This window comes from Arthrobacter sp. YN, from assembly GCF_002224285.1.
Lineage (GTDB): Bacteria > Actinomycetota > Actinomycetes > Actinomycetales > Micrococcaceae > Arthrobacter.
This window is the reverse complement of record NZ_CP022436.1, coordinates 4,787,857-4,812,738: the sequence shown is the minus strand read 5'-3', so window position 1 is coordinate 4,812,738 and position 24,882 is coordinate 4,787,857. Positions and strand designations below refer to the sequence as shown.

Here is a 24,882-nt window from a genome sequence, read left to right as displayed (position 1 = left end):
GTCAGTGCCGGAAATGAATGAATACATGTGGCGACTTCCTTGTCGTTTGGAGGAGGACGGCGAATTCTTTGGGGCGATGTCCTCGTGTTTCGTGGGTGACTCAGGCTGTTAGACCTTTTACGTGCAAAGGTATGTACCTTACAAAGTAAATGTATAGGGTGCTTGAGTGATGTTGTCTACTATAGGCTGGAGAGTATGGAAGTACAACCCTCTGTCAGGAGCTCGCGGATGAGTGATCGGAATGAGTGATCAGGCCGTTCAAGCCTTGTATATGGAGATCGAGCAGTGGCTCCGCGCCAAGGTCATGGCTGGCCGGGAGGGTGATCCCTTGCCGTCCGAAGCCGAGCTTGCCACCCAGTTTGGAGTGAGCCGGATGACCTCCAGGCAAGCCATGCAAAACCTGGCGGCGGAAGGTCTGGTCCGGCGTAAGCGCGGATCAGGAACCTACATCGCTCCGCGGCCGATGCACCGACACGCGGGTCCACTCATGAACTTCACCTCGGACATGCACCGCCGCGGACTCACGGCGTCGTCGCAATTGATGTCAGCGGAACTCCGCGAGGCAACTGCCCCTGAACTGGACGCTCTGCGACAGGAGCCAAAAAGTCGTGTGGTGGCTATTCACCGGCTCCGGCTCGCGGACGGAACTCCCATGGCCATCGAGACCACCAGCCTCACGCCGGACTGTGCTTCGGTTCTGGCTGAGGATCTTGAAACCGGCTCCTTGCATGATGCCCTGAGGAGTCTTGGGCGTCAGCCGACCACCGCCTTGTCCTGGATCAGTGCCCGCACGGCGTCTTCCGCGGAAGCCAACCTGCTCAATCTTCCGCCTAAGTCGCCGGTACTTGTTGAACGCCGGATCATTTCTGACCAAAACGAGAAGCCGCTGGAATTCACCACGACGATTTACCACCCTGAGCGTTACGTCATTGATGCGGTGTTCACGCTCGCACCCGCGCCGGGGGCGGACGAGCCTAAGTAGGGCCCGTCCGGCCCTCCGGCGCGCGCCGGATCAAAACTGGGTGTCGGCTCCCATGAGGGCGGCCCCTATGGCTCCGGCGTGCCTGCCGAGGGATCCTGGGACAACGTGAATGTCGCTCTGCGGGGCCACGTGGACCCTCCGGCGGATCTCTGCTTCAAGGGGGCTATAAGCTGTTTTCCCGCCCCGGCGACGCCACCGCCGATCACAAAAGTGTCCGGTGCCAACGTGATGAAGACGTTCGCCAGGCCTGCGCCAAGGGCTTTGATGGCCCTGTCTATGGCAACCTGTGCTCGGGCGTCACCAGTGGCGGCTGCAGCGAAGACGGCCTGCACGGACTCTTGTCCGCCGGCCGTGGAGATCGCTGCGGAACTCGCAAAGGACTCAACGCATCCATTGTTGCCGCATCCACAGGGCGGTCCATCCAGTTCAACCGTGAGATGGCCGAGCTCGCCCGCGGAGCCGAGCCCCTTCCATACTTTGCCGCGATGTACAACGCCGCCGCCGACGCCGGTACCCAGCACCACGCATACGACGGTTTCCAGGCCGGCTGCGGAGCCCACTACGGATTCGGCCAGGCTGAATGCCTTGGCGTCATTGACCAAGGCAATTTTCTGGCCCAAGTTGCCTTCCACTTCCTGCCGAAAGGGGAAGCCCTTCCAGGAGATCGGGAAGTTGGGTAGCAGCGTAGGGGTTCCTGCGGCCTCGTCAAACATGCCCGGAATGCCCACACCCACGGAAGCGATCGGTCCGTATTGGATCCGCAGTTGAGTGGTGATCCTGGCGAGTTCCCCCACCACTAAGCCTGGCTCCCGTGACTGGTCCAGGTGGAAGAGCTGGGTGTTTACGGTCTCCGGGCGGGCCGAACTGTCAATGCGTAACAATGCTGTCTTAACGGAACTGCCACCAATATCCAGTCCCAGCGCCAATGGCCCAACAGAAGTACTCACTGAGATCTTGCCACCGCCTTCTTCAACGCTTCCCAACGTACAGGGATTTCGCGCAGGGGCGCTCCGGTTAACCAGCCGCCCACCCCGACAGCCATGGCGCCGGCGTCGATGAAGCTTCCCACATTTTCAGCATTCATGCCGCCGGTGGGCATCAATGGAATATGCCCCAGCGGGCCCCGCAGTTCCCGGAGCAGTTGAGGTCCCGCAACGGAGGCGGGAAAGATCTTCACAGCGGCCGCCCCTGCATTCCATGCCCTGACAATCTCCGTGGGGGTCAGGGCGCCCGGGGAGACCGGTATGCCTTGGGCGGCGGCCCAGGCCACAAGTTCTTCATCCAGGTACGGGGATACGAGAAATTCAGCTCCTGCGTCCATGGCGGCGGCGGCTTGTTCCTTACCCAGGACGGTGCCGGCCCCAACGGTGGCTCCTGCCTCGCGAAGCGCAGAGATGTCCGCTACGGCCGTTTCGGAGTCCATGGTGATTTCAAAGACCACAGATCGAGGGCTTTGGGACAAAGCCGTCAGGGATTCCAACGTCTCACTCTTGAGACGACGGGCCACTATGACGAGCCGTGATGCCGTGACTGCTGGGGGAAGTATGGGCCGGCTCATGACGTTGACGTCACCGCCCAGCCGCCGTCGACAGCCAGTACCTGGCCGGTCACTCCATCAGAGTGGACAAACCAACACAGTGCTTCGGCGATCTGCTCGGCTGTCAGCATTCCCGGGGCTACCGGTTGCTTGCGTTCGGCGAAGCTCACGATCTCGGGATCCTCCGCTGCGCGTGCGGCCATGGGGGTGCGGACAAGTCCGGGGGCCACGCAGTTCACTCGTACCTTGTCTTTTGCATACGCCGCAGCAAGGGGCACGGTCCATCCGGTGATGGAAGCCTTCGCGGCAGCGTATCCATGCGTAGTGAAGTTATCGGGTTGGGGCGATGTGGCCAGGACGCTGGACGTGAGGACCAGCGAACCGCCTGTCCCTTTCATGTGCCGAACAGCTTCGCGGGCGGTCAGGAAGATGGTGGTCAGGTTCAGGTTGATCGATGCGTTCCACGCGTCAAGAGTCATCTCGTGCAGCCAGCCGTCACCAAAGCGGCGGGCACTGCCGCCGGCAACTGCAACCACCGCGTCTATGCGTCCCAGCTTCTTCGCGGCTGCATTAAAAGCGGCCACGGTGGCTTCCTCGTCCTGCAGGTCCGCGGCGTACCATCCCGCCTTCTCCGAACCCAAGCTGTCCACCAAAGCGGCACAGGACCCAGGGTTGCGGGAGATGACGAAAACCGCGTCTCCTGCATCTGCCAGTTGGCGTGCGGTAGCCGCGGCTATGCCCGAAGCTCCGGTAATTACTACAGAGCGGCTGGTTCTCTCCACGTCGCATCTCCTCAATTTTGATGGTTCAGGGGCTGGAAATTGTTCATCAATGTATCTACCCATTGGCCAACAACCAGTGTCATAGTAGTATATACAAATACCAGCAAGTTCGTAACTACTTGAGGAGACATGTGGCAACCCCCGCAACCGCTTGGTCCGCCGCCGTTCCGTCCATCGGCCACTTCGACGTCGTCGTGGTCGGCTCCGGTTCGGCTGGCTCCACCGCAGCCATTGCTGCATCCCGTCAGGGAGCCCGCGTGCTGCTCATCGAAAAGCTTCCCTTCCTGGGAGGCAACAGCACCGCCGTGCTGGATACCTTCTACGGCTTTTACTCACCGGGCTCGCGCCCGTTCCGGGTGGTGGACTCCATTCCCGGCGAGGTCGTCGAGAAGCTGCGTACGCTCGGCCCGGTCATTGAACGGCCCAACACCTACGGCGCCGGAACAGGCGTCACCTACAATGCAGACCACTTGAAGGTGGCCTGGGAGGATCTGGTCACGAGTGCCGGAACGCGGGTCCTCCTGCACAGCTTTGTGCAGGAGGTTAAGGTCAGCGACGGTCGGGTCACGGGCCTGTTGCTCGCGACCAAGGCCGGTTTGCGGCAAGTCTCCGCAACGACGTTCGTTGACGCCTCCGGCGATGGGGACCTTAGCCACTTCGCCGGTTTCGGGTACGAGGTTGCCGGTGAGATCTCTCCGGCTCAGACCCTGACCACAACGTTCCGGATGATCAACGTCGATCACGCCGCCCGCAAAAAGCTGACGAAGGAAGACCTGCGGGAGCTCATGCTGGCTGCCTCAGCTGAAGGCTACCTCCTTCCCAGGACTGACGGCAGCGACCACATCACACCCATCGAGGGCATGACGGCAACAGTCATGACCCGCCTCGATTCGGCCACCCGCGACGCCGATGGAACGCTGCAGACCGTGTTGGACCCGGAGAACCTCACCAAGGCCGAGATGGCAGGTCGGCGCCAGGTTCTGGAGTACGCCCGCTTCCTGACCGACAAGGTGGCCGGGTATGAAAATTCGTCCCTGGTGGGTCTCAGCACCCAGATCGGCCTGCGCGAAACCCGCCGGATCTATGGTGACTACCGCGTCACCCGCGAGGACGTGCTGGGTGCCAACCAGTTCGACGATCAAATCGCCCTGTGCGCGGCACCCATCGAGGATCACCACTCGGGAGATGGGACCGCGTGGGCGTACCTCCCGGAGGGAAGTGCCGCGGGTATTCCCCTGCGGTCCCTGATCGTCAGGGACGCGCAAAACGTCATGGTCGCCGGACGATGCTTCTCGGCAACCCATGATGCCCAAGCCAGCATCCGTTCCATGGCCCAGACGATGGCCATGGGCCAGGCTGCCGGAACAGCGGCTGCCATGGCCGCGGCCGCCGCAGGGGGACTCGTCCGCGACGTGCCCGCCACCGCGATTCGTGAAACGTTGCGGGCTGCCGGCGCCATCCTCGAAGTGCAGCTCCAACCACAGTCGGCGCGCTGACCATGATGCAACCACATAAAGCAGGATTCATCCGCACCGTTCTGGGGGACCGGGAAGAACTACCAGCGGGTTCGGTTTTCGGACATGAACACCTGATCATCGACTCCCCTCTGATCCATGACAGGTTTCCCCATATTCACCTTTACGACGTCGACACGGCAGTTGAAGAGGTGAGCGCATGCCGCGATGCCGGCGCAGCCCTCATGGTCGACGCCATGCCGGTCGCCGCAGGAAGGAACGCGGTCAGGCTGGCTGAGATCTCCCGGCGAACCGGGGTGGACATCATTTCCGCCACCGGGCTGCACCACGACCGCTACTACGGGCCCCTTCACTGGAGCAACCGGGTGGATATGGACGACCTGGTCAAATTGTTTGTTGCCGACCTCGTGGAAGGAATCGACGAATTCGACTACACGGGACCTGTAGTCCGACGCAGTGCCTACAAGGCGGGCATCGTGAAGGTAGCCACCAGTGGGCAGACGCCGGATCAGCGGGACCTCCGCAATCTGGAAGCGGCAGCCCACGCGAGCAACGTCACTGGGGCGCCGATCCTCACGCATTGCGAGGGTGGGCTGGGAGGGCTCGCCCAGGTGGAGTTCCTCCTTGCCATGGGCGTCCGGCCCGGCTCGATCATTCTCAGCCACGTGGATAAGAGCCACGCTCTGAACTACCTGAAGGAGTTGGCGTCCAGTGGCGTCATCCTGGAGTTGGACCAAGGACTGCGGCAGCGGGAGCGCGGACTGTCCTCCGTCACCGTCTGCGCGGTCTACTCCCTGGTGGAGGAGGGCTTCGGGCATCAGATCATCGTGGGCACCGACGGCGCACGGCGGGACCTTTGGGCATCACTGGGCGGAGCCCCTGGCCTTTCCTGGCTGGCAAGCGAGTTTCCGGTCCTCCTGAAGTCCGCTGGCCTCCCCGACAATGCGATCCAGGACATCATGCGCAATAACGCGATCAGTGCTTTGTCTTGGAGGCCACCTGCCTCGGAGCGTGCAGGCGACTTCGCGGAAGAACTGACCCGTTGACCATCGGCTGCGGGATGCTTCCCGCGGCCCCACTACTACCTCAGCCGTATCGGAACCGCTGGTATGGCTAATGACAAATGTGAAAGGACCAATCTCATGAGTTGGATCGCGGAAGCCCGCAACGTCCTCGACCGCATCGAGGCGACGCAAACCGAGGCCCTCGAGACCGCTGCGGCCATTGCAGCGGAGGCCATTGGTGGCGGCGGAGTCGTCCACACTTTCGGCACGGGACACTCTCGTATTCCTGTCGAGGAAATGTTTCCCCGCTACGGTTCATACCCCGGCTGGCACCCGATTGCAGAGCTGTCGATGACATTCCACACTGAAATCGCAGGGGCCAACGGGCAGCGGCAGGCCATGTTCATTGAACGTGTTCCGGGGCTGGCAGAAGTGATCTTTTCCAACTTCAAGCTCCGTCCCACCGATGCCATCCTGATCTTCAGCGCGACGGGCCGCAACGCGGTCCCGGTCGAAACTGCCATGATCGCCAAAAAGGCCGGCCTGAAAGTCATTGCCGTCACCTCCATCAGTGAGGCGCGATCGGTTCCCCCGACGCACGCCTCAGGCACCATCTTGGCCGACCATGCCGACGTCGTGATTGATATTTGCACGCCCCTGGGGGACGCGGCCGTCACCATCGATGGCTGGGCAAACAAGGTAGGGCCGGTCAGCAGCATCTCCAACATCGCGATCGTCAATACCCTCAAGGTCCTTACTGCGCAAAAGCTCGCGGATCAGGGAATCGAGCTGCCCGTCCTCACGGGTGCCCAGATCGTCGGCGCCGAACAATCCCACCACTTGTTCGAAAGCGCCTACTTGGAACACGCCCGTCGCAAAGCCGACGTGCTCCGCGTCAGTGAGGAATTGGTTGCCACTGCCGACCAGAGCTGACCACCAGATGCGCCGCGGGGGCCAGGACAAGCTGTTCCGGTCCCCGGGCTGCGGGCCATCCCGGAACGGAAAAAGGGCATGATCACCACAACAATTCCTGCCGTACAAGCGGTTCTTTTCGACATGGACGGTACCCTGATCGACTCCACCGCCAACAGCCATCATTGTTGGTCCCGGTGGGCTGACCGGCGAGGTATTGCGGACCGGTCCTTCCAGGAGTGGTACGAAGGCATCCCCGCACGCCAAATAGTGGAAGCACTTGTCCCGGCGGTGGAAGTGGACGCCGCACTGGCGGAAATCGTTCGGATTGAGGCGACGGAAACCCACGGCATCACTGCGTTTCCCGGCGTGCCCGGACTCCTGGCCAGCATCCCTGATACCCGGAAGGCAATCGTCACCTCCAGTGTCAGGACCGTCGCTGCCGCCCGGCTGGACGCCGCGGGCATCATCGCGCCTACCGTGCTGGTCACTGCCGGCGAAACGAGCCGCGGCAAGCCGGACCCGGCGCCTTTTCTTCTGGGGGCCCAAAGATTGAAAGTGGACCCGAGGAAGGTTGTTGTTTTTGAAGATGCCCCCGCGGGAATCGCCGCTGCACGTGCAGCACGATCATTCGTCGTTGCCATCGAAGGAACACGGCGCGCCGCTGACCTCGCCGAAGCGGATCTGGTCATCAGCGGGCTCGACGCCGTTCGGGTGGAGGTCATCGACGGCGGCCTTCAGTTCTACGTCCGAACAGCCTGAAAGGCGCCGATGCAGATCCGTATAGGCAATGATCAGCTCAGTGCAGTCATAGACAGCACCGGTTCAGAGCTCATTTCCCTTCAAAGTCGAGAGCAGGAACTGCTCTGGGAGGCAGGGCCCGAATGGGCTCGCCACGCCCCTATTCTCTGCCCGGTCATCGGCCGGGTTGCAGAGGATGTCATCCGGCACAACGGCCTACGCTACCCAGTGACCCGGCACGGCTTCGTCCGGGACAGCGGCTTCACAGTGGTCCGGTCCGCTCCGGACTCCACCCACCTGCGCCTGGACCACCATCCGGAGGACGCTACAGGGTTTCCGTTTCCCTTCGCGCTGGAAACACAGTGGCATGTTGCGGCCAGGCAACTGACCGTGACGTTCATCCTCACGAATTCCGGCCATTCCCCCCTGCCGGCCTCGCTGGGCTGGCACCCCGCATTTGGCTGGAAAAGGGATGAGGATTTGGACTTGGTCTTTGAACGTCCCGAAACGGGCTCTACCCGGAGGGTCAACAGCGAAGTGCATCTCACGCATGAGCGCTATGACTCTCCGCTCAAAGGCAATTCCCTGAGGTTGACGGAGGAACTGCTGAGCGAAGGGGCCTTGATCTTCGAGTCATTGAACAGCCGCACCGTCAGGCTGGTCTCCTCCGATGGTCCGGTACTCAGCATGGCTTTCCGGGGATTTCCCCATTTGGCGGTATGGAAAAAGCCCGGGGCGGATTTCGTTTGCCTGGAACCGTGGTCGGACCTGCCGCATGTAGAGGGAGAACGGCGCGAACTCTCTTCGGTCCCGGCTGAACTGCTGATGCCGGGAGCAAGCAAAGGGTATTCGTGCCGTTTACGCGTCCACGGCAAGTAGCTGTTTAGCCGGCACCACCCCGATACGACTTCTCAGCGAAGATGCCGCCCTGCCAGTCGGCGCCGGGCTAGGCGTCGTCGTCGGGTATCTCATGGCGATGGTGTCCCGGGACCCTTCCCGGCAGGGACCGCGAACACATGACTCTCTCCGCCGGAGTGGCTTCCCACGCTCCTCATACGGCCCCGGCCATGACGCTCGTCAAGTACCTCGCGTCCCGAACCGCCCTTCGCGCTACCAAGGGGTAGGCCTTGAAGCTGTGGGAACGGGTAGCGGGTAAATCATCGGTGCAGCTTGCCAGATCTCCAAGGACGCGCGACGCCCCTTGGACTCGACCTCCCTGCACACGGTGGGCTAGTGGCCGGCGCCCGGGAGCGGGTCAGAGTGCAAGGCGGTGCGGGCACTTGTCTCCCGCACCCGCACCGCCGTCGGCCTTCACCGTTATTGCTTGGCTGATGAACGTCGGGTCATCAGCCGAACCCGGGCGCGGTGCAGCTGTGGCATGAGGCCGTAGATCACGATCGGCACCGCAATGGTGGCGAGGATGAAAGTACGGAGGACGGGAGTCAGCGTCCCAAGCCATTCGCCGAGCACCAGGTTGATGACCACCAGGGTCGGAAACACGGCAAGCCAGATCATGATGGCGAGTTGGTGCTTGGTGGGAGGCGGGGCTTTTGCGGACGTGGTGGGGTTGGTCATGAGTACTCCTGGGTTGTGTGGTGATGAGGGGGGCGGTAGAGGGTCAGTGGCCAAGGGCGAAGGCGTCCATGGCGATCCGAATGTCCTCGGCAACGAGGTCGGCGTTGATGGCGATGGCCGAGGCGGAGCCTTCACCCGCGGCGGTAATGACTTGGGCTCGTGGGTTGGCCACGTTTCCGGCCACCCAAACTCCTGGAACGGACGTCAGCCCTTGGGAATCCTTGACGGGCCAACCGTCGCCGTCTGTTTCGCAGCCGAGGCGAAGCAGCAGATGGTTGTTGGGTACAAACCGTGGGGGCACGAACAAGGCGGTACGGGGGATGACGCGCCCGTCTTCCATGCGAACTCCGCTGAGGTGGTGGTTCTCCACCAGGACACGTTCCGGCGTGCCTTCCACGATGCCGATGGACCTGGCGACGAGTTGGGATCGCTGATCAATCGAAAGACTGTCATTCGGCGTGAACAGCACTACGTCGTCGCTCCACTGACGAACGATCTGCGCATAACGGACTGCGTCCGGCGATCCGCCTATAACGCCCAAGGCGTGGTCGCGAACCTCGTATCCATGGCAGTAGGGGCAGTGCAGAACGTCACGGGCCCACCGATCCTGAAGCCCCGGTATGTCCGGCAGCTGATCGTTGAGACCCGTCGTGATCAGCAGCCTCCGGGCGGTCATCCGCCGGCCGCCTGCGAGCAGGAGCGAGAAGGATGACTTTCCGCACGACACGAGGTCGCTCACCGTGGCGTTGAGGATTTCGCCCCCGTACGCCTCCACCTCCTTCCGTCCGGTGGCCAGCAGTTCGCCCGGTGGCATGCCATCGCGGGACAGGAAGCCATGCAGATGCGCGGCCGGGGCGTTGCGCGGTTCCCCGGTATCCATGACCAGGACACGTCGGCGTGCCCGCAATAGGACCAGCGCCGCGGACAGGCCGGCGGGTCCTCCGCCGACAATAATGACCTCGTAGTTGCTCATGCCTTCAAGGCTGTCCGGGCTTCCCGGTTTCGACAACAATCGTTGCTGTTTCCGGGAATCCCGCGTTGGATTGGGCTATGGACCCTACTGCAGCAGTGATCGCGTCAGCCTTGGATCAGGTGGGTCCCAGGCTGAAACGGTTGCGTAACCAGCGACAGGTAACTCTGACCAGCCTTGCTGCTGCGACCGGCATCTCCAAAAGCACCTTGTCCCGCCTGGAGACCGGTCAACGCCGCCCCAGCCTGGAACTGCTCCTTCCGCTGGCGCAAGCCTACAACGTCCCTTTGGATGATCTAGTGGGTGCTCCGGAAGTCGGCGATCCCCGGATTCGTCTCAAACCACGGGTGGCGAACGGGCGGACAGTTGTTCCGCTGACCAGGCACCCCGGAGGCGTCCAGGCGTGGAAGATCGTGATCCCCGCTTCCAAGAAGGAGCCCGAACTCAAGACCCATGAGGGCTATGAGTGGCTTTATGTCCTGTCCGGGCGTATGCGCCTTGTCCTTGGAGACAATGACCTGACGCTTGGGCCGGGCGAGGTGGCTGAGTTCGACACCCGCGTCCCGCACTGGTTCGGCAGTACGGGAGGGCATGGGGCTGAAGTTCTGAGCCTCTTCGGGCAGCAGGGGGAGCGGCTGCATGTCAGGGCCAAGTCCAGTAAGGAGTACAAGCACTAGCCTGCGGCGGGTTGCCCTTCCATGGCTTCGGCCAGACGGTCCCGGGCACGGCCCAGATGCTCATCCAGAAGCGCAGCAGCGGCGTCGGGCTCCCCGGCTTCAATCAACTCCAGGATTTTCTGGTGTTTTGCGTGAATCAAGGAAGTATCCAGGAGGTTCAGGGTCTGTACCCGGACCATCCATAGCCGGACCTCGCCCACCAGGGAACGGTACATCCGGCTGATACGTTCGTTTCCCACTGCGTCAATCAAACTCATATGGAAGCGCATGTCGGGCTCCACTACGTCCAAAGGGGTGCCGCTCTGCAGCGCGGCGATGTCGCGGTTGGCCTGGACGGCAGCCTCGGGCAAGTTTTTCCGGAGGGCAAGCCGCCGTTTGCAGGATTGGTGCGTGCCAGTGCAGCCCGGGGCGTGTCGCTGACATTCAGGTCCGGCGGAATCAAGCCACCCAATACAGCGGCGCGGGGCTGTCCTGGGGGCAGATACTGTACCCCTGTACTCCACGGAGCTTCCAGGCGGAGGCTCACCGCGGAAACGCCCTGCTCCTTCGGGGCGTGTTGATGCCGTCTATTTCCCTGCCTGCGTCAACACCATGTTCGGTCCGGCAGGGGCATTACCTGAAGCCGGTGGACGCGGCGTGCAGTACAGCTTTGAACAACTGTCTGCCCGGGCAGGGCTAACGCTCCTGGTTCCACAAGGTATTGACGGCCTGTGCTGCGGGACGCCGTGGTCGTCCAAAGGGATGCCTGACGGCTAGGAAACCATGAAAGCGAAAACCCCGGCGGCACTCCGGACGGCAACCCACAACGGCGAGCTGCCCATCGTCTGCGACGCGTCGTCCTGCACCGAGGGCCTGCGCCATGCGGTGGAATCGGATATTCCAGCGGAAGGTCAGCTTCCCCTGCGCATCGTGGACGCCGTGGACTTCGCCGCCGAACGGATACTGCCCCTGCTGCCCGAGCACGGGAAACTTCAAACACTGGTGCTGCATCCCACCTGCTCGTCAACGCGGATGGGACTCAACGATGCGCTGGGCGTGGTTGCCGGTGCAGTGGCGGAACGCGTGGACATTCCCGAGAACTGGGGTTGTTGTGCGTTTGCCGGTGACAGGGGCATGTTGCATCCGGAACTGACGGCGTCGGCAACAGCGCGTCAGGCCGCGGACGTAGCGGACCTGAACGCTGCTGCCCACGCCTCCTGCAACAGAACCTGTGAACTCGGCATGACACGGGCCACAGGTTCCCGAAACCGGCATTTACTGGAGCTCCTTGAAGAGGTCACCCGCTAAGGGGCTTGGTGCTGGCAAGTCACGCCGGCGGAAACCTCAATCTGCGTGACGAGCATCGACGGTGGCCGGGTCAACCGGCACATGCGTGCGGGCCGAATGCAGGGCAGCAAAGCAGAGCCGCAAGCCGGCAAGGGAAGTCTCCGCAGAGTTTCGAGCGGAACGGCCCGTCTCCACAGCGTCCATCAGTTCGGCCATGGTGCCGCGCATTCCGTTGCTCCACCAGTCTCCCTGGAGATCAATGGCTGAGGAGCCGTCTTGGCGCGTCAAGGTCACCACCTCGCCGCCAAGGCTGTGCCCCTCATGTGCAATGGTGCCCTCCGTGCCTTCGATACGGTACATGCCCTTTTCCGCCAGCGGGGCCGAAGCCCGGAAGGAGATAGTGGCGCGCGCCGCCGCGTACTCGATAACGACGTCGGCATCTGTTGCTACCGGAACCTTCGCACCGCGGCGATGGCCAACACTGGCATAAACGCGCTGGGCGTCGCCTGCTTTGCTCATCAGCTGGGCCACAATATCGAACCAGTGGATCCCGAAGTCATAGAGGATCAAATCCTCCATGGTGGAAAAGTGGGGATCATGTTCGAAAGCCTGATCATGCGGCCAATAAACAGTGAAGTCAGCCGACGTCGGTTCGCCCACAGCACCATCGGACACCAAAGCCAGGGCGGCGGCGAAATGCGGCGCCCACCGGCCATTGTGGTTGACCGCGAGGGTCCTGCCGGCCGTCCGCGCTTCCTCGACAAGGCGCTCGCCGTCGGCGATGCTGCTGACGAACGGCTTTTGGCTCAGCACGTGCTTGCCGGCCCGCAGCGCCCGGCGGATGAGTTCCGGGCGGCCGGGAACGTGGGTGGCGATGTCCACAATGTCCACGGCCGGATCCGAAAGGACGTTTTCGACGTCGGTGGTCACCCGGGACTGCGGGGCATACGCTTCTCGCCGGGCTTCTGCCTTGGCGAGGGTGCGGTCACACAGGGCCACGACGTCGAACCCCGCCTCTTGGTAAGCGGCCAGTTGCGCTTCACTGATGAAGCCGCAGCCTATTAGGCCAATTCCGTGCCCCGCGGTCCGGGGAACAGGGGGGAGGTACCGGGCTGCCGAGGTGAAGGCTTCCGCGCTGTTGGTGGTTGCAGTGCTGTTGGTCACAGTGTGTCCAATCGAACCGGCGTCTGATCAGCCGCGCTTTGAGCAGCTGCTTCGACAATCAGGTGGCCCGCCATGCTGACTTCCAGCGACACCGGGCCCTCCAGAGGCAGCCCGTGATCCAATGCGTGGATCAGGTTGGGCACTCCGCCGGTATCACCCGGTGCAAGCTCGTCCACCGGAATGGCCTGTCCCTCAGGATGCGCGTTGTCCTGAACCTGGACGGCTTCGGCGTAGTCGAAACTGGCGATGGTTCCGGCGCTGCCGACGATCACGAAGCCGCAGCGTGGATAGGGCTGGTGGGTCCACGGGTCGGTGAAAGTGCCCCAACGGGTCTGGAAGGTGGACAAGCCTGAGCGATAGGAAGCAATCACCACCGACTGTTCGTCCACCTCATCCCCGGGGCTGATGTGGGTGCGGGCCGTAACATCCGTGGGAAGTTCGCCGTCACGGAACCAGGTAGCAAGAGTAGCGCCGTAGCCGAGGTAATCACGCAGGGAACCACCGCCTTCAGCGGCCGAGTACCACCACGTTGAAGCTTTCGCCTTGGCGACCTCTGCGTCGTCCACCTCATGCTTGCCATGGGTGTGGAACAAAGGGCCCCTGTTGCCGTCGTAGTAATGCACTTCGAGAACGGAACCGATCACGCCTTCGCTGATAAGGCGGCGCGCTGTTCTGTGGACGGGGTACCACGCCAGCGGCCAATTGACCCCCACCAGGACGCCCGGAGCCGAGGCTGCCGCACCCACGATTGCCCTGGCGTCGTTCACGGTGGACGCCAAGGGCTTCTCGAGGAGCACGTGGATCCCCCGCTCCACAAAGTAGTCCACGTACCGGCGATGGTCCGCCGTTGTGGAGCAGACCACGGCGATCTGCGGAGCTGTCTCTGCGATGAGGGCGTCCAGGTCACCGTATTGAAGGTGGGGCGGGACCTCGAGTTCCGCGCACACCTGCTGCATTCGGTCCGGGTTGCTGTCCCAGGCTCCCACCAACATGGCGCGGGGATGGTCTTTGATAACGCTGATCTGATCGCCGGCGTGCATATGGTCGAATCCGACCACGGCGATGCGCCAGGGATCGATCTGCTTAGAACTGGGGGATGCGGCGTCCATCCATGACTTCCTTTTGAATTGTTTCCAAGGTTGCGGGGTCGAAGAGCCCCGTGATGATTCCGCCCACAGCCGCATCATGGCTGCCCCAGATGATCGAAGCCCTATCGAGGGCTTCATTGTCCGAGGTGGGCGGGTGTTGCAGGGCGTGGATCCGGATGCCGGCGGCCACCAGCAGCGGGCTGGAATTTGATTGATGCCAGACTGCGGCGTCAAAGTTTCCGTTGACTACTGATTCGGGAATGAAGGCATAGGGAGTATCCACCATCTCAGCGTTGGGAAACTCACGCTGCGTGAGGGTCACATGGTCAGTGGAGTTTCGGTCCACGGGAACCCGGGCAGGGATCCCCACCTCCTGGCCCGTGCGGGTGATCACCACCACGGACTGTTTACGGTAGAAGGTGTGGGGGCCCAAGGTAAGGCTGGTGGTCTGCTCGCCGATCGAATGGGCGACGGCGGCCGACGCCACTGTGAAATCCACCCGCTTGCTTTCCAGGAAGCGAAGACGGACCGCGCTGCCTTGCCGGAAGAGAAGCTGAAGAGGTATGCCTGCGCGCTCGGCCGCCTCGCTCAATCCGGTGGCAAGGCCGGTGAACTCGCGGGTGTCGGGCAGCGGCAGGACTCCGGTCAGGATGCCGCGGCCACTTGCAGCCCAAAGGTCAGGAAGAACCTTGGCCGTCAGGCGCCTCCCCGAGCTCCCGTGTGAGGAGGTCTGGATAGCGCCTGACAGTTCAAGGGTTCGCAGCGCTGCCTGTACAGTTCCCGCTCCGGTGCCGGCCATGCGGGCCAGCTCCGCAGTGGTCGGAACCTGCGCGCCCAGCGGCAGCGAAAGCGCCGCGTTGGCCAGGACGCTGACAGCGTCAATCGACTTCCCCATTGTTCTCCTGGTTCCTGCCTGGTTCAGCTAGTCCAAGCGAGAACCCGGCGCTTACTCTCAATGACCTCCGGAGTGGGGTCGTAGGTGTCGGGCTCGTGCTCGATGCTAACCGGGCCGTTGTAGCCAATGGCGGCCATTTCCTTCAAGCAACCCTCAATGGGAACCACTCCGTCGCCCAGTGCGCACGACTCGTGAGCGCCCTCGGCCTTGATGTCCTTGAGATGGACGTGCTTCACCGTAGCACCCAGTTCGCGGATGGCGTCGGCAGCGCTGTAACCCTGGGTACCCCACCAGCCGGTGTCCACTGCAGTGCCCAGGACGTCATGGTCATCGCCGATCCTCGCAAGGATTTCCGCGGGCGTTTTCTCGGGGTGGTTTTCAAGGGCGAGAATGCGGCCTGTGCGGCGAAGGATCTCCAGCACTCCCTCGCGGTCCTGGGCCAATGCTTCACATATTCCCCCGAGGATGGTGGTGTTCAGGGCCGCGGCGACGTCGCACACGCGCTGGAAGTCATCTGCGGTCTTGCCGAAGCTTCCCGCGTAGCTGGCAACCTGAACGCCCCGGGCATCAAGTACCCGGCGTGCTGCAGAGAGATGGGCATCAGTGGCCCAGGTCCAGTTCAACTGGCCTGTCCAGACATCGATGGTCTTAAAGCCCGCTTCGACCGCGAGGTCGACAAACGCTCCGAAACGCTCTTCGAACGTCTCCACCGGACGGTAGTAGGCGTTGGCAGCATCGTCACCCTGCATCCAGCCTTCGGTCATGTTCCAGGCAAGCTGTTGGGCAACGAGGTTGGCGCCCATATAGGACAACTCGTACGTCTCTGTGCTCGTCATGTGATGGAAGTCCTTTCAGTTGTCCGCGAAGGCGGGAGTGTTGGAGGGCTGGCTTGCTTCAAGCGGGGAAACGAACGTGGACGTCACGGCAATGCGGGTACCGGCCTCGGCGGACGCCTTGACTGCTTCAAGGACTTCCACCACGTGGGCGGCATGCTCTGCCGTGACCAGGTGCCGGCGGTCTTCCTGGATGGACGCGGCAAGGTCAGCCAGCCCCAGGCACCAGTCAATGTCCGCGGTGCTCTCGCCCGGCACCAGCTCGGTAAACTTCCGGGCGTACTCTGCGCGGTGAATGCCCGCGTCCGCCCGCAACCAGTCATCGAGCCGAAGCGAACCGTCCACGCCATGGAACTCCACGGCACGGGGAATAGTTGCGGAGTCAACAAAGAAAGTACAGGTCAAACGCAGGACGGCACCGTTGCCAAAACGTGCAACAACCACCCATCCGTCCGGAGTGCTCAACTGCAGCGTTTCGCCCGAGAGGGTAGTGCGCTCCGGGAGCATACTCACCGAAGTGGCAGTGACCTCGACGATGGGACCCAAAACCGCGGTGAGGTACGTCAGGGGGTAGACGCCGGCGTCGAACACGGGCCCTACCTGGTAAAAAGTGTCCGGGTTCGGGTGCCAGGTTTCGATCCTGCCCTGGTTAACCTCGGCAGTGACCAGGCGGACATCGCCGATTTCTCCCGCGCGTACCCTCCGCGCGGTCTCCAGGCTGGCTGCACCCAGCCACAGTGAAGGGGCGCAGGAGAGCCGGACACCAGCCGTGTGGGCAAGGTCCACCAGTTCAGCAGCTTCGGTTGCCGTCATGGCCAGCGGCTTCTCGCTGAACACGGTCAGGCCGTGACCGAGCAGTGCCTTGGTGGTGGAGTAGTGGTAGGGAGCGCTGGTCAGGTTTACCACGATGTCCGGACGTGCTGCAGACAACGCATCCAGATCTGTGTAGCTGTCCACGCTGTGAGCTGCCGCGAACTCTTTCGCCTTGTCCTGCATGACGTCGAAGACGCCCACGAGCTCAAGCTCGGGATGCGTGGCCAGGCTTTGGGCGTAGGGCCCGGCAATATTACCGGTGCCTACGAAGGCTACGCGCGTTGTTGGAGCTGTCATGGATTTTCCTTCCAACGCGCCAAGCAGCACGTCTTTTGTGGGTGGTGCCGCGCTAAAGGCCGGGGTGTGGCGTGTGCGGGCGATGTGTGGCAGTGCGTGTTTGAAGTTATATTCATTTTTTTGAAAAGTCAATGGTTTGACTGCCTGTCGGCCAGGAATCGGGCCAATAGTAAATAGTGAAAACTAAAGTCTTGTGCGCTCCGTCACGTCGACGTACACTGATGTTGTCAACACGTGTTGAGTCCTATAAACAAAGGGCTCAGCGAAGCACCCTCCGGAAGTGGTGACCCCATTCCGACGGCCTTGCGGCGCTCACGCCGCGTACGTCGTGTCCCCACACGGCTTCCCCCCCCAACCGGATACCAGCGCGCGACGATGCGCCCTCCGTAATTACCTCGACTAAGGATTTGTTTCATGGCTGAACCGTCTCCCCACTTCCCCTCGACGGCATTTGATCCGCTCTCTGCCTGGGATCTTCTGCGCGATGAAATCCGTCAACGCCAGGAAACCGGCTATGACGTAGCTGATGTCGCCCGTCGGGCATCGACTGTAGATCCCCGGAACCGCCAACAGGTGCTGTTGCTCCTTGACGAGCTGGCGTCCCTTCAGCGATCAGCTGATTGGGACTACGCAGAACCCGAGGGGGTGGAAGCTATCCGGGAGTCCCTGCCTGCCGCTCCTCCCGTCACCGAGGCGGAATCCTCCACGTTGGCCGACAAGATCCATGCTGCCTGGCTCGGCCGCATCGCAGGCTGCAATCTCGGCAAGCCGGTGGAACTGGGCGACTACTGGACCTCGGACCACATCAAGGCCTACTTGCAGCTTGCCGGCGCTTACCCGCTCCGTGACTACGTGCCCGCGCTGGACCCCATGCCGACTGGTTTCGAGTTGCGTGAATGCTGGACTGAAACAACATTGGGCAACGTCAACGGCTCGTCCCGCGATGACGACATCGATTATTCGATCCTTGCCCTGCACCTGTTGGAAACACACGGCGCTGACCTGTCGCCCGAGCATGTGGCCGATGCCTGGACGGCCCTGTTGCCGCTGCGTCAAGTGTTCACTGCAGAACGAGCCGCGTACATCAATATCACCAATGGCCTGACGGGCCCGGACATTGCCAACTACCGCAACCCCTACCGTGAATGGATCGGCGCCCAAATCCGTGGTGATGTGTACGGATATGTTTTCCCCGGAGACCCGTGGAAGGCAGCCGAGCTGGCCTTCCAGGATGCCTCACTGTCACATGTGGCAAATGGGGTCTACGGCGAGATGTGGGCTGCTGCCCTCATCTCTGCCGCATTCACTTCCAACGATGCCAGCGAAGCCGTCAAGGTATCGCTGTCGGTGGTTCCGCCCGGATCCCGGCTTGCCGAGGCCATCCACGCTGTGCTGCAACTGCACAAGGATGGCCTTGATTGGGACCAGGCCCTGAAGCAAATCCAGTCACTGTATGGGCACTACTCCTGGGTGCACACGGTCAATAACGCGGCCCTGGTGGTCGCCGGACTCCTGTGGGGCGAAGGTGACTACACCCGATCGGTGGGACTGACTGTGATGGGCGGTTGGGATACCGATTCCAACGGCGCCACCGTCGGCTCCGTAGCCGGAATCCTCGCGGGAACGGCGAAGCTGCCCTCACACCTTATCGACCCCCTGCAGGACAGGGTCCGGTCCGCGCTGTTCGGCTTCGACAACGCACGGATCTCCGACCTCGCAGAGCGTACGTTCAGCCTGGCCGTCAACGGCCTGAAATAGCCCAGCCCACGTAATCGAAGGAGATTGCAATGAACATCGACCGACGCGGATTCCTCGCACTGACCGGCGCAGTAAGTCTTGCAGGAGTATTGGCAGCGTGCAGCGGCGGGGGCAACAGCGGCTCCAGCGCAGGCGGGAAGATCCAGTTCTGGAACTTCTTCGCGGACGCGGACAACGAAAAATACTTCCGCGAACACTTCGTCAAAGCCTACAAAGGCTCCAAAGAAGTCGAACTGACCGTCAAATCCAATGACACGATCGACCGCCTCGTCCAGACCGCACTGGCTGCAGGAAAAGGACCCGATCTCATCCTCACCCCCGGGCCATCACAGGTTGCCGCGTATCAAAGCGCGGGCTATTTGGCCGACCTGACCGAATACGCTCAAAAGTACAAATGGAACGACGTCCTGGCCCCGTGGTCTCTGGAAGCATCCAAAATTGACGGCAAGCTGGTCACCTTGCCTACTCAGTACGAGTCCATGGCGTTCTACTTCAATCCTGCCGTTCTGGAAAAGAACAAGCTCACAGTCCCGGACTCCCGCGAGAGCTTCGAAGCGTTCTGCACTGAAGCCGCGGGCAAGGGTATGGTCCCCATCGCCGCGGGCAATGCCGACTGGAAGGGCGCCAACGAATGGCACCTGTCCGTCTTCCTGAACCACCATGCAGGCGGCGAAGCCGTGTACTCCGCCCTGACCGGCAAAACCCCGTGGACGGACCCGATATTCGTCGACACCATCGAACTTCTCTCCGGATACTTCAAGAAGGGTTGGTTCGGCGGTTCCGTGGACGCCTACTTCACCAACCAGTTCCCCAAACTCTATAAGCAGCTCGCATCCGGCGAAGCCGCAGGCATGGTTTCCGGAACCTGGGAAATGGGCAACATGCGTCCCTACTTCGGCAAGGAAGCCGGCAACGACGCTGACTGGGACTGGACAACGTTCCCGTCACTGCGCAAAGAAGTCCCCAACGAAGTTTGGGACCTCGGCATCGGTCAATCAACGGGTATCAACTCCAAATCCGCTGACGTGGCGGCGGCCGCTGAGTACTTGAACTTCCTGGCCACCGACGTCAAGACCCTTACAAAGGCGATCGAGGAAGTCAGCTGGCCGGCCACCCCCTTGAAGCTGGAGCTGGCAGATTTCTCCGCCAACGCCGACCCGCGGCTCAGCCGCCTCTACACGGAGCTCCCCGTCGCGAAGAACATCGGTTACCTGACCTGGACGTTCTACCCCCAGGAAACCGAAACGTACATGATTCAAGAGTTTGAAAAGGTCATCACGGACAAAATGTCCGCAAAAGACTTCTGCGCCGGCATCCAGGAGCGATTCGCCAAAGAATTCGCTGACGGGAAGGTACCTACTGCGCCCAAGCCTTCGGGGCTGGCGTCATGACAACCGTGCTTCCTCATGGAGCTGCTGTGGGGCAGGCCCCCACGCGTCGGCCCAGGCGGTGGAAACGGCTCCTGAGGGACAACTCCGTCAAGGGGTGGATCTTCATGGTTCCGCTGATCCTCGTCAACGTGGTGGTCATTCTGATCCCGGGCATCAGCGCTGTCTACTATTCCCTCACCGACTGGAGCGGCATCGGGGATGCAACTTTCATCGGCTTCGCAAACTACGTTGAAATGTTTTCCAACGAGGCTTTCGCCAACGCACTTTGGCACAACATCATTTGGACCATCTTCTTCTTGATCGTTCCTATGACGATGGGGCTGTTTGGTGCCTACGCGCTCAGCAGGCTGCGTCGGTTTGCCCTCTTTTTCCGGGTAGCGTTCTTCATCCCGTACATCATCGCCACAGTCGTGATCGCCTCTATCTGGCGTGTCCTGCTTTCCCCTGACGTTGGACTCGGCAAGATCCTGGGCATTAACTTCCTGGGGGAAAGTGAATGGGCCCTGGGCGCGGTCGCCTTCATCAACAACTGGGCGTGGTGGGGGTTCCTGGTGGTGGTCTTCCTCGCTTCCATGCAAGGCATCAATCCGAGCCTTTACGAGGCGGCATCCTTGGACGGCGCCAGCCCGGCCCGGCAATTTATCTCCATCACCCTTCCGGCCATCCGCCCCACGTTCATGTTCCTGGGACTCATGACCATCATCTGGTCATTCCTGTCCTTTGACTACGTTTACATCCTCACCCAGGGCGGCCCTGCTGGTTCCACTGAGGTTCTCTCAACGCTGCTTTATCGTGAAGCTTTCACCAACCTCAATGCAGGCTATGCCTCTGCAATCGGGGTCATTATGGCGGCAATCACCGGCGTGGTTGTCGCAGCCTACCTATGGATCAGAAAGACGAGGGACTGGGAAATATGAGTCTCACAAAGCAGTCAACAGCCATGGCCTTTGAGCGGAAAACGCAATTCAAAAAGCACGACGCCGGGACCGGAAGTTCCCGCCGACTACGCACCAAGGGCGCTGGCATCTTTATGCCAGTCGCCATTACCTTGCTTGCGATTTTCTCCCTCGGCCCGATCGTCCTCTTCTTCTTCAACGCCCTCAAAACACAGGGCGAACTCGCAACGAATCCGCTGGGCCTGCCCACAACCTGGGAATGGGGAAACTTCATCAGAGCCTGGGAACAGGCGAACATGGGGGCCGGCATCACCAACTCCGTCATCATCGTTGGCGGCACCGTACTGGGCACCTGCATCGTGGCCGGGTGCGCGGCATACGCTTTGGCCCGCCTTGATATCAAGGGAGGCAATTCGTTCATCACCTACCTTCTGGTCACCAGCTCGCTGCCGATGCAGATGTTCCTCGTCCCCTTGTTCTACATCTGGTCCAACTTCGGACTCTATGACACGCAGCTGGGCCTGATCATCATCTACATCGCCCTGTTCTCCCCGTTCGCGACACTGCTCCTGAGGTCGTTCATGCTCACCCTTCCGAAAGAGTTCGAAGAAGCGGCCCGCATGGACGGTGCAGGGGAACTTAAGGTGCTCTTCCGCGTGGTGCTCCCCAACGCCCTGCCCGGGCTTTTCACCGTCGCGTTGGTGACTGGTCTATCTGCCTACAACGAGTTCCTTTTCGCCATCACCTTTATTCAGAACAGTGACCTGTTGCCCGTTTCTACAACGCTCTTCTCTTTCCAGCAGGGCTACACTCAGGACTTCACCCTGATCAGCGCAGCGGGCATCATCATGATCGCACCGATGTTGATCCTGTTCCTGATACTTCAGCGCCGCTTCATCGACGGACTTGCCTCGTCCGGATTGGGAGGTTCATAACGTGAGCAGCAAGAGCACCGTTCTGGTGGTGGGATCCGCAAACATGGACTACATCGTAAAAGTCGTCGTCCCACCGGAACCGGGCGAAACCGTCCTCGCCAAGGCACTGGTCAAGCATGCTGGAGGAAAGGGGGCCAACCAAGCCGTAGCCGCAGCCCGCATGGGTGCCAAGGTCCGGTTCGTTGGATGCGTGGGGGATGACAGGGACGGCGAAAACCTGCTGCGCGCCCTGCGCCAGGAAGGGGTTGATACCGCAGCTGTGGAAATAGCGGCACACGAACAGACTGGCCTTGCCCTGGTGTCAGTGTTCGAAAGCGGCGAAAACTCCATTACGGTTGTCCCCGGCGCCAACTACGCCCTGCACGCGAACAGGGTCCGCAGGGCCATCGGATCGGACGCCAACCCGCCCGTTGTGGTCTTGCAGGCGGAGATCAGGCCGGAAGTCATTCACGCAGCCGTCGATGCCGCCGCACAAAGAGATAGCCGGATTGTCCTGAACCTGGCTCCTTACCAGGCGATGCCCGAGGTGACACTATCTTTCTGCGACCCACTCATCGTGAACGAATCCGAAGCCGCCGCAATGGTTGGCTTCCCAGTGACCGATCATGACTCGGCACAGCGTGCCCTCAAAGTGCTGCGCAACTATGTGCGGTCGGCCGTGATCACGATGGGCGCACAGGGAGCCTGCTGGTCCGATAGCTCCGGGGAAGGACTCGTTGGAGCCCCCACCGTGGACGCCGTTGTGGATACCACCGGCGCCGGCGACGCTTTCGTGGGGGCTTTGGCTGCGGAACTGTCAGCCGGCGCAACCCTCGAGCAAGCAACTACCGTGGGCGTTGAAGCAGGAAGCTTCGCTGTGGGCCGGTTCGGCGCACAGTCTTCTTATCCCATGCGTGATGAACTGGGGTCGGTGACAGCTAGTCTTTCTTAGAAGAACCGGTCAAATAAGGAGCAGGGCATGGCGACGCGAGCAGACGTTGCGTCATTGGCGAACGTGTCTCCGGCAGTCGTCAGCTATGTCATTAACGGGGGACCCAGGCCGGTCTCGCGGGAAGCCCGGGCACGCGTCAATGCGGCCATTGAGGCTCTGGACTATCGGCCCAATGCGGTGGCTTCCGCGCTTCGTGGAGGATCCACCAAAACGGTTGGCCTCCTCATCCCGAGCCCGGTTAACCCTTACTTTGCGGAACTTGCCGAGGTCATTGAGCACGAACTGCTCCAAGCTGGATATCTGCTCTCAGTGGGTATCACCCACGAGGATGCCAAGCTGCAAAGAACCCATGTCCGCTCCTTGATTGACCGAAGGGCAGATGGGCTGCTCTTGATCTCCTCGGACGCCCTGGCGAAGGTCCGCGAACATAAGGAACAACTGCCGCCAATTGTGGTGGTTGACCGCGTAGACGACACAGATTCCACCTCTTGTGTCCACGTGGACAATATCCAGGGTGCGGCCACCGCCGTCGAGCATCTCCAAAGCTGGGGCCACCAGCGCATCGCCTGTATCAGCGGACCCTGGCCCCTGAGAACCAGCAAGGACCGGGTGCAAGGGTGGCGGGAACAGCAACAGCGTGCGGCTGCGCCGCATTCTTCAGATCTCGTGGCGCAGGGGGCGTTCACTCCTCAAGGGGGAGCCGAAGCCGCGGAGGCCCTGCTGAACCCCGATCACAGGCAACCCGGATATGAAAAACCGACCGCGCTGTTTGTCAGTTCCGACGCGCAGGCCCATGGGGCCCTGCATGCCTGCGGCCGCCTGGGCCTGCGTGTTCCCGAGGATATCTCCATCGTTTCATTCGACGGAACTCAATCCGCACGGTTTACACAGCCGCCTCTGACGACGCTGCGGCAGCCCCTCAAAGACATCGGAGCCACCGCTGTCCGGCTCCTGCTCGCAAGAATCGCGTCGCCCCAGGAACCAAAGAAGACAATCGTGTTCCAAGGAAACCTGGTGGTGGGCGGAAGTTGCGCCGCGCCCCGTCATTAGCAGGCCCGTACCGTTGTTCAGCTCCGCACTTGCCCCATGGAATCAGCCTTCCGTCCAGTCGTTGTCGATGGGGTGTTGGGGATCAATGAACGTTCCGGCGATGAGTTCGGTTTTAGGGTCCTTGGGGTCATCCTTGGGAGAAGAAGCCATGCTCTGGAGGTGGTCTTCGGCGTCGTCCTGCGGGAAGAATCCGATTGCTTCTCCGGGTCCCAAGGGTACGGTCCCTTTGCTGTTCCGTGAGCTTCCCCAGACGATGTGGAAGCCCGGTTCTGCCAGTTGTATGGCTGCTTCTACCAGGCGTGCTGCGTCGTCGTGGGAAAACCAGGTGAGCCGTTGCCGTTGCCCGGACGGATGTTCACCGAATTCCATGATCCGTGCTGCTACCACCCGCATGCTGAAGCGGTCGGCGTAGAGGCTGCCGATTGCTTCTCCTGCCGCTTTCGTCACGCCGTAGAGGGTGTCAGGTCGTGGCGGAGCAACCGGGCTTTGGCTTGCGGATTCGAACGTGTTGTAGCCGACGCAGTGCAGTGAGCTGGCGAAGAAGACGTTGGGGACGCCGGCTGCGCGCGCACTTTCAAAGGCCGTGTATGTTCCGGTGATGTTCGTGTCCACAAGCTCGGCCCAAGGCCGTTCCGAGGGGTCCCCGCCCAGGTGCACCAGGGCCCGGGCTCCCAAGCATGCCCTGGTGGTGCCGTCGAGGTCGGTGACCGGAATATGGTGGAATTCCTCGTTGACGTCCAGCGGTCCCTCCGGTGCGGTCACATCCAGAAGCCGGATGGTCCGGCCGGGTTTCCTCAACCGTGGGCGCAGCGCGGTAGCGATGCGCCCAGCACCGCCAGTGATGACGATCGTTTCCGGTGGCATTGTTCCTCCTTCTGCGGGACCTGCTGAGGTCTCGATGCCAGGACTT

25 protein-coding genes and 1 pseudogene are annotated in these 24,882 nt (G+C 61.7%); 14 read left to right on the top strand and 12 right to left on the bottom strand.

The genetic code is table 11. The annotated features are described in order from the left end of the window. The first annotated feature begins 241 nt into the window (after window positions 1-241). Complete coding sequence (locus CGK93_RS22140; protein WP_157731951.1) at window positions 242-982, top strand: GntR family transcriptional regulator; 741 nt, start codon at window positions 242-244, stop codon at window positions 980-982. A gap of 65 nt (window positions 983-1,047) precedes the next feature. Here the strand turns inward: CGK93_RS22140 and CGK93_RS22135 are convergent, their stop codons facing one another. Genes CGK93_RS22135 through CGK93_RS22125 form a run of 3 tightly spaced genes read right to left on the bottom strand, consistent with a single transcriptional unit; the run spans window position 1,048 to window position 3,301 of the window. Further along, the gene (locus CGK93_RS22135) at window positions 1,048-1,929 is read right to left on the bottom strand and encodes an ROK family protein (protein ID WP_157731949.1); all 882 of its coding nucleotides are present in this window, start codon (window positions 1,927-1,929) and stop codon (window positions 1,048-1,050) included. Then, the gene (locus CGK93_RS22130) at window positions 1,926-2,540 is read right to left on the bottom strand and encodes a bifunctional 4-hydroxy-2-oxoglutarate aldolase/2-dehydro-3-deoxy-phosphogluconate aldolase (protein WP_089596727.1); all 615 of its coding nucleotides are present in this window, start codon (window positions 2,538-2,540) and stop codon (window positions 1,926-1,928) included. Before CGK93_RS22130 ends, CGK93_RS22135 begins: the two co-directional genes overlap by 4 nt. Further along, complete coding sequence (locus tag CGK93_RS22125; protein WP_157731947.1) at window positions 2,537-3,301, bottom strand: SDR family NAD(P)-dependent oxidoreductase; 765 nt, start codon at window positions 3,299-3,301, stop codon at window positions 2,537-2,539. The genes CGK93_RS22130 and CGK93_RS22125 overlap by 4 nt, the downstream gene beginning before the upstream one ends. A 131-nt stretch (window positions 3,302-3,432) precedes the next feature. Here CGK93_RS22125 and CGK93_RS22120 point away from each other — a divergent pair, with 131 nt between their 5' ends. The 5 genes from CGK93_RS22120 to CGK93_RS22100 all read left to right on the top strand — a co-directional run bounded on the left by CGK93_RS22120 (window position 3,433) and on the right by CGK93_RS22100 (window position 8,312). Further along, complete coding sequence (locus CGK93_RS22120; RefSeq protein ID WP_198318295.1) at window positions 3,433-4,797, top strand: FAD-dependent oxidoreductase; 1,365 nt, start codon at window positions 3,433-3,435, stop codon at window positions 4,795-4,797. 2 nt (window positions 4,798-4,799) lie between these two features. After that, complete coding sequence (locus CGK93_RS22115) at window positions 4,800-5,822, top strand: hypothetical protein (protein ID WP_089596726.1); 1,023 nt, start codon at window positions 4,800-4,802, stop codon at window positions 5,820-5,822. Window positions 5,823-5,918: 96 nt separating this feature from the next. Beyond that, window positions 5,919-6,713: a sugar isomerase domain-containing protein gene (locus tag CGK93_RS22110; protein WP_157731945.1), complete on the top strand. Its 795-nt coding sequence runs from the start codon at window positions 5,919-5,921 to the stop codon at window positions 6,711-6,713. 78 nt (window positions 6,714-6,791) lie between these two features. After that, entirely contained in the window at window positions 6,792-7,454 is a 663-nt protein-coding gene (locus tag CGK93_RS22105) for an HAD-IA family hydrolase (protein WP_089596722.1), read from the top strand. Window positions 7,455-7,463: 9 nt separating this feature from the next. After that, a complete protein-coding gene (locus CGK93_RS22100; protein ID WP_089596721.1) occupies window positions 7,464-8,312 on the top strand; it encodes an aldose epimerase family protein in 849 nt (282 codons plus the stop codon). Between the two features lie 438 nt (window positions 8,313-8,750). On the opposite strand, the gene CGK93_RS22095 is transcribed toward CGK93_RS22100, so the two are convergent. Beyond that, a complete protein-coding gene (locus CGK93_RS22095; protein WP_089596719.1) occupies window positions 8,751-9,008 on the bottom strand; it encodes a hypothetical protein in 258 nt (85 codons plus the stop codon). A 43-nt stretch (window positions 9,009-9,051) separates the two neighbouring features. Beyond that, window positions 9,052-9,981: an NAD(P)/FAD-dependent oxidoreductase gene (locus tag CGK93_RS22090; RefSeq protein WP_089596717.1), complete on the bottom strand. Its 930-nt coding sequence runs from the start codon at window positions 9,979-9,981 to the stop codon at window positions 9,052-9,054. A gap of 77 nt (window positions 9,982-10,058) precedes the next feature. Between CGK93_RS22090 and CGK93_RS22085 the strand changes: the two genes are divergently transcribed. Beyond that, window positions 10,059-10,655, top strand: coding sequence for a helix-turn-helix domain-containing protein (locus CGK93_RS22085; RefSeq protein WP_089596715.1), 597 nt, complete (start codon window positions 10,059-10,061; stop codon window positions 10,653-10,655). Here CGK93_RS22085 and CGK93_RS22080 read toward each other — a convergent pair. Next, window positions 10,652-11,005, bottom strand: coding sequence for an FCD domain-containing protein (locus CGK93_RS22080; protein WP_232481455.1), 354 nt, complete (start codon window positions 11,003-11,005; stop codon window positions 10,652-10,654). The two genes, CGK93_RS22085 and CGK93_RS22080, sit on opposite strands and share 4 nt — an antisense overlap. Window positions 11,006-11,047: 42 nt before the next feature. On the opposite strand from CGK93_RS22080, the pseudogene CGK93_RS22075 reads away from it, so the two are divergent. Continuing rightward, a pseudogene (locus tag CGK93_RS22075) lies at window positions 11,048-11,942 on the top strand (heterodisulfide reductase-related iron-sulfur binding cluster); the annotation flags it as partial. Between the two features lie 36 nt (window positions 11,943-11,978). Here CGK93_RS22075 and CGK93_RS22070 read toward each other — a convergent pair. The 5 genes from CGK93_RS22070 to CGK93_RS22050 are packed head-to-tail and all read right to left on the bottom strand — an operon-like array spanning window position 11,979 to window position 17,011. Next, on the bottom strand, window positions 11,979-13,085 hold the full coding sequence (locus CGK93_RS22070) for a Gfo/Idh/MocA family protein (RefSeq protein WP_157731943.1): 1,107 nt from the start codon (window positions 13,083-13,085) through the stop codon (window positions 11,979-11,981). After that, the gene (locus CGK93_RS22065) at window positions 13,082-14,194 is read right to left on the bottom strand and encodes a Gfo/Idh/MocA family protein (RefSeq protein WP_198318294.1); all 1,113 of its coding nucleotides are present in this window, start codon (window positions 14,192-14,194) and stop codon (window positions 13,082-13,084) included. The genes CGK93_RS22070 and CGK93_RS22065 overlap by 4 nt, the downstream gene beginning before the upstream one ends. After that, window positions 14,169-15,068 (bottom strand): YhfZ family protein, encoded by a 900-nt coding sequence (locus tag CGK93_RS22060; RefSeq protein ID WP_089596711.1) that lies wholly within the window; start codon window positions 15,066-15,068, stop codon window positions 14,169-14,171. The genes CGK93_RS22065 and CGK93_RS22060 overlap by 26 nt, the downstream gene beginning before the upstream one ends. Before the next feature lie 23 nt (window positions 15,069-15,091). Beyond that, window positions 15,092-15,904, bottom strand: a complete 813-nt coding sequence (locus tag CGK93_RS22055; RefSeq protein WP_089596709.1) for a sugar phosphate isomerase/epimerase family protein — start codon at window positions 15,902-15,904, stop codon at window positions 15,092-15,094. 15 nt (window positions 15,905-15,919) lie between these two features. After that, window positions 15,920-17,011, bottom strand: coding sequence for a Gfo/Idh/MocA family protein (locus tag CGK93_RS22050; protein ID WP_089596708.1), 1,092 nt, complete (start codon window positions 17,009-17,011; stop codon window positions 15,920-15,922). Window positions 17,012-17,425: 414 nt separating this feature from the next. Between CGK93_RS22050 and CGK93_RS22045 the strand changes: the two genes are divergently transcribed. Genes CGK93_RS22045 through CGK93_RS22020 form a run of 6 tightly spaced genes read left to right on the top strand, consistent with a single transcriptional unit; the run spans window position 17,426 to window position 23,972 of the window. After that, window positions 17,426-18,769, top strand: a complete 1,344-nt coding sequence (locus tag CGK93_RS22045) for an ADP-ribosylglycohydrolase family protein (protein ID WP_089596707.1) — start codon at window positions 17,426-17,428, stop codon at window positions 18,767-18,769. 29 nt (window positions 18,770-18,798) lie between these two features. Next, a complete protein-coding gene (locus CGK93_RS22040) occupies window positions 18,799-20,160 on the top strand; it encodes an ABC transporter substrate-binding protein (RefSeq protein WP_089596705.1) in 1,362 nt (453 codons plus the stop codon). Further along, window positions 20,157-21,077, top strand: a complete 921-nt coding sequence (locus CGK93_RS22035; RefSeq protein ID WP_232481454.1) for a carbohydrate ABC transporter permease — start codon at window positions 20,157-20,159, stop codon at window positions 21,075-21,077. The genes CGK93_RS22040 and CGK93_RS22035 overlap by 4 nt, the downstream gene beginning before the upstream one ends. Then, on the top strand, window positions 21,074-21,991 hold the full coding sequence (locus CGK93_RS22030) for a carbohydrate ABC transporter permease (RefSeq protein WP_198318293.1): 918 nt from the start codon (window positions 21,074-21,076) through the stop codon (window positions 21,989-21,991). Before CGK93_RS22035 ends, CGK93_RS22030 begins: the two co-directional genes overlap by 4 nt. Before the next feature lies 1 nt (window position 21,992). Then, the gene (locus CGK93_RS22025; protein ID WP_089596703.1) at window positions 21,993-22,922 is read left to right on the top strand and encodes a ribokinase; all 930 of its coding nucleotides are present in this window, start codon (window positions 21,993-21,995) and stop codon (window positions 22,920-22,922) included. Window positions 22,923-22,949: 27 nt separating this feature from the next. Next, window positions 22,950-23,972, top strand: coding sequence for a LacI family DNA-binding transcriptional regulator (locus tag CGK93_RS22020; protein WP_089596701.1), 1,023 nt, complete (start codon window positions 22,950-22,952; stop codon window positions 23,970-23,972). Between the two features lie 42 nt (window positions 23,973-24,014). Here the strand turns inward: CGK93_RS22020 and CGK93_RS22015 are convergent, their stop codons facing one another. Continuing rightward, complete coding sequence (locus tag CGK93_RS22015; protein ID WP_089596700.1) at window positions 24,015-24,836, bottom strand: NAD-dependent epimerase/dehydratase family protein; 822 nt, start codon at window positions 24,834-24,836, stop codon at window positions 24,015-24,017. Window positions 24,837-24,882 lie beyond the last annotated feature (46 nt).

What these genes read in the sequence shown, in the direction of transcription:
- CGK93_RS22140 (WP_157731951.1), top strand. Translation starts at nt 242, where the DNA reads ATGAGTGATCAGGCCGTTCAAGCCTTGTATATGGAGATCGAGCAGTGG.
- CGK93_RS22130 (WP_089596727.1), bottom strand. Translation starts at nt 2,540, where the DNA reads ATGAGCCGGCCCATACTTCCCCCAGCAGTCACGGCATCACGGCTCGTC.
- CGK93_RS22115 (WP_089596726.1), top strand. Translation starts at nt 4,800, where the DNA reads ATGATGCAACCACATAAAGCAGGATTCATCCGCACCGTTCTGGGGGAC.
- CGK93_RS22110 (WP_157731945.1), top strand. Translation starts at nt 5,919, where the DNA reads ATGAGTTGGATCGCGGAAGCCCGCAACGTCCTCGACCGCATCGAGGCG.
- CGK93_RS22105 (WP_089596722.1), top strand. Translation starts at nt 6,792, where the DNA reads ATGATCACCACAACAATTCCTGCCGTACAAGCGGTTCTTTTCGACATG.
- CGK93_RS22100 (WP_089596721.1), top strand. Translation starts at nt 7,464, where the DNA reads ATGCAGATCCGTATAGGCAATGATCAGCTCAGTGCAGTCATAGACAGC.
- CGK93_RS22095 (WP_089596719.1), bottom strand. Translation starts at nt 9,008, where the DNA reads ATGACCAACCCCACCACGTCCGCAAAAGCCCCGCCTCCCACCAAGCAC.
- CGK93_RS22090 (WP_089596717.1), bottom strand. Translation starts at nt 9,981, where the DNA reads ATGAGCAACTACGAGGTCATTATTGTCGGCGGAGGACCCGCCGGCCTG.
- CGK93_RS22085 (WP_089596715.1), top strand. Translation starts at nt 10,059, where the DNA reads ATGGACCCTACTGCAGCAGTGATCGCGTCAGCCTTGGATCAGGTGGGT.
- CGK93_RS22065 (WP_198318294.1), bottom strand. Translation starts at nt 14,194, where the DNA reads ATGGACGCCGCATCCCCCAGTTCTAAGCAGATCGATCCCTGGCGCATC.
- CGK93_RS22060 (WP_089596711.1), bottom strand. Translation starts at nt 15,068, where the DNA reads ATGGGGAAGTCGATTGACGCTGTCAGCGTCCTGGCCAACGCGGCGCTT.
- CGK93_RS22055 (WP_089596709.1), bottom strand. Translation starts at nt 15,904, where the DNA reads ATGACGAGCACAGAGACGTACGAGTTGTCCTATATGGGCGCCAACCTC.
- CGK93_RS22050 (WP_089596708.1), bottom strand. Translation starts at nt 17,011, where the DNA reads ATGACAGCTCCAACAACGCGCGTAGCCTTCGTAGGCACCGGTAATATT.
- CGK93_RS22045 (WP_089596707.1), top strand. Translation starts at nt 17,426, where the DNA reads ATGGCTGAACCGTCTCCCCACTTCCCCTCGACGGCATTTGATCCGCTC.
- CGK93_RS22040 (WP_089596705.1), top strand. Translation starts at nt 18,799, where the DNA reads ATGAACATCGACCGACGCGGATTCCTCGCACTGACCGGCGCAGTAAGT.
- CGK93_RS22035 (WP_232481454.1), top strand. Translation starts at nt 20,157, where the DNA reads ATGACAACCGTGCTTCCTCATGGAGCTGCTGTGGGGCAGGCCCCCACG.
- CGK93_RS22030 (WP_198318293.1), top strand. Translation starts at nt 21,074, where the DNA reads ATGAGTCTCACAAAGCAGTCAACAGCCATGGCCTTTGAGCGGAAAACG.
- CGK93_RS22020 (WP_089596701.1), top strand. Translation starts at nt 22,950, where the DNA reads ATGGCGACGCGAGCAGACGTTGCGTCATTGGCGAACGTGTCTCCGGCA.
- CGK93_RS22015 (WP_089596700.1), bottom strand. Translation starts at nt 24,836, where the DNA reads ATGCCACCGGAAACGATCGTCATCACTGGCGGTGCTGGGCGCATCGCT.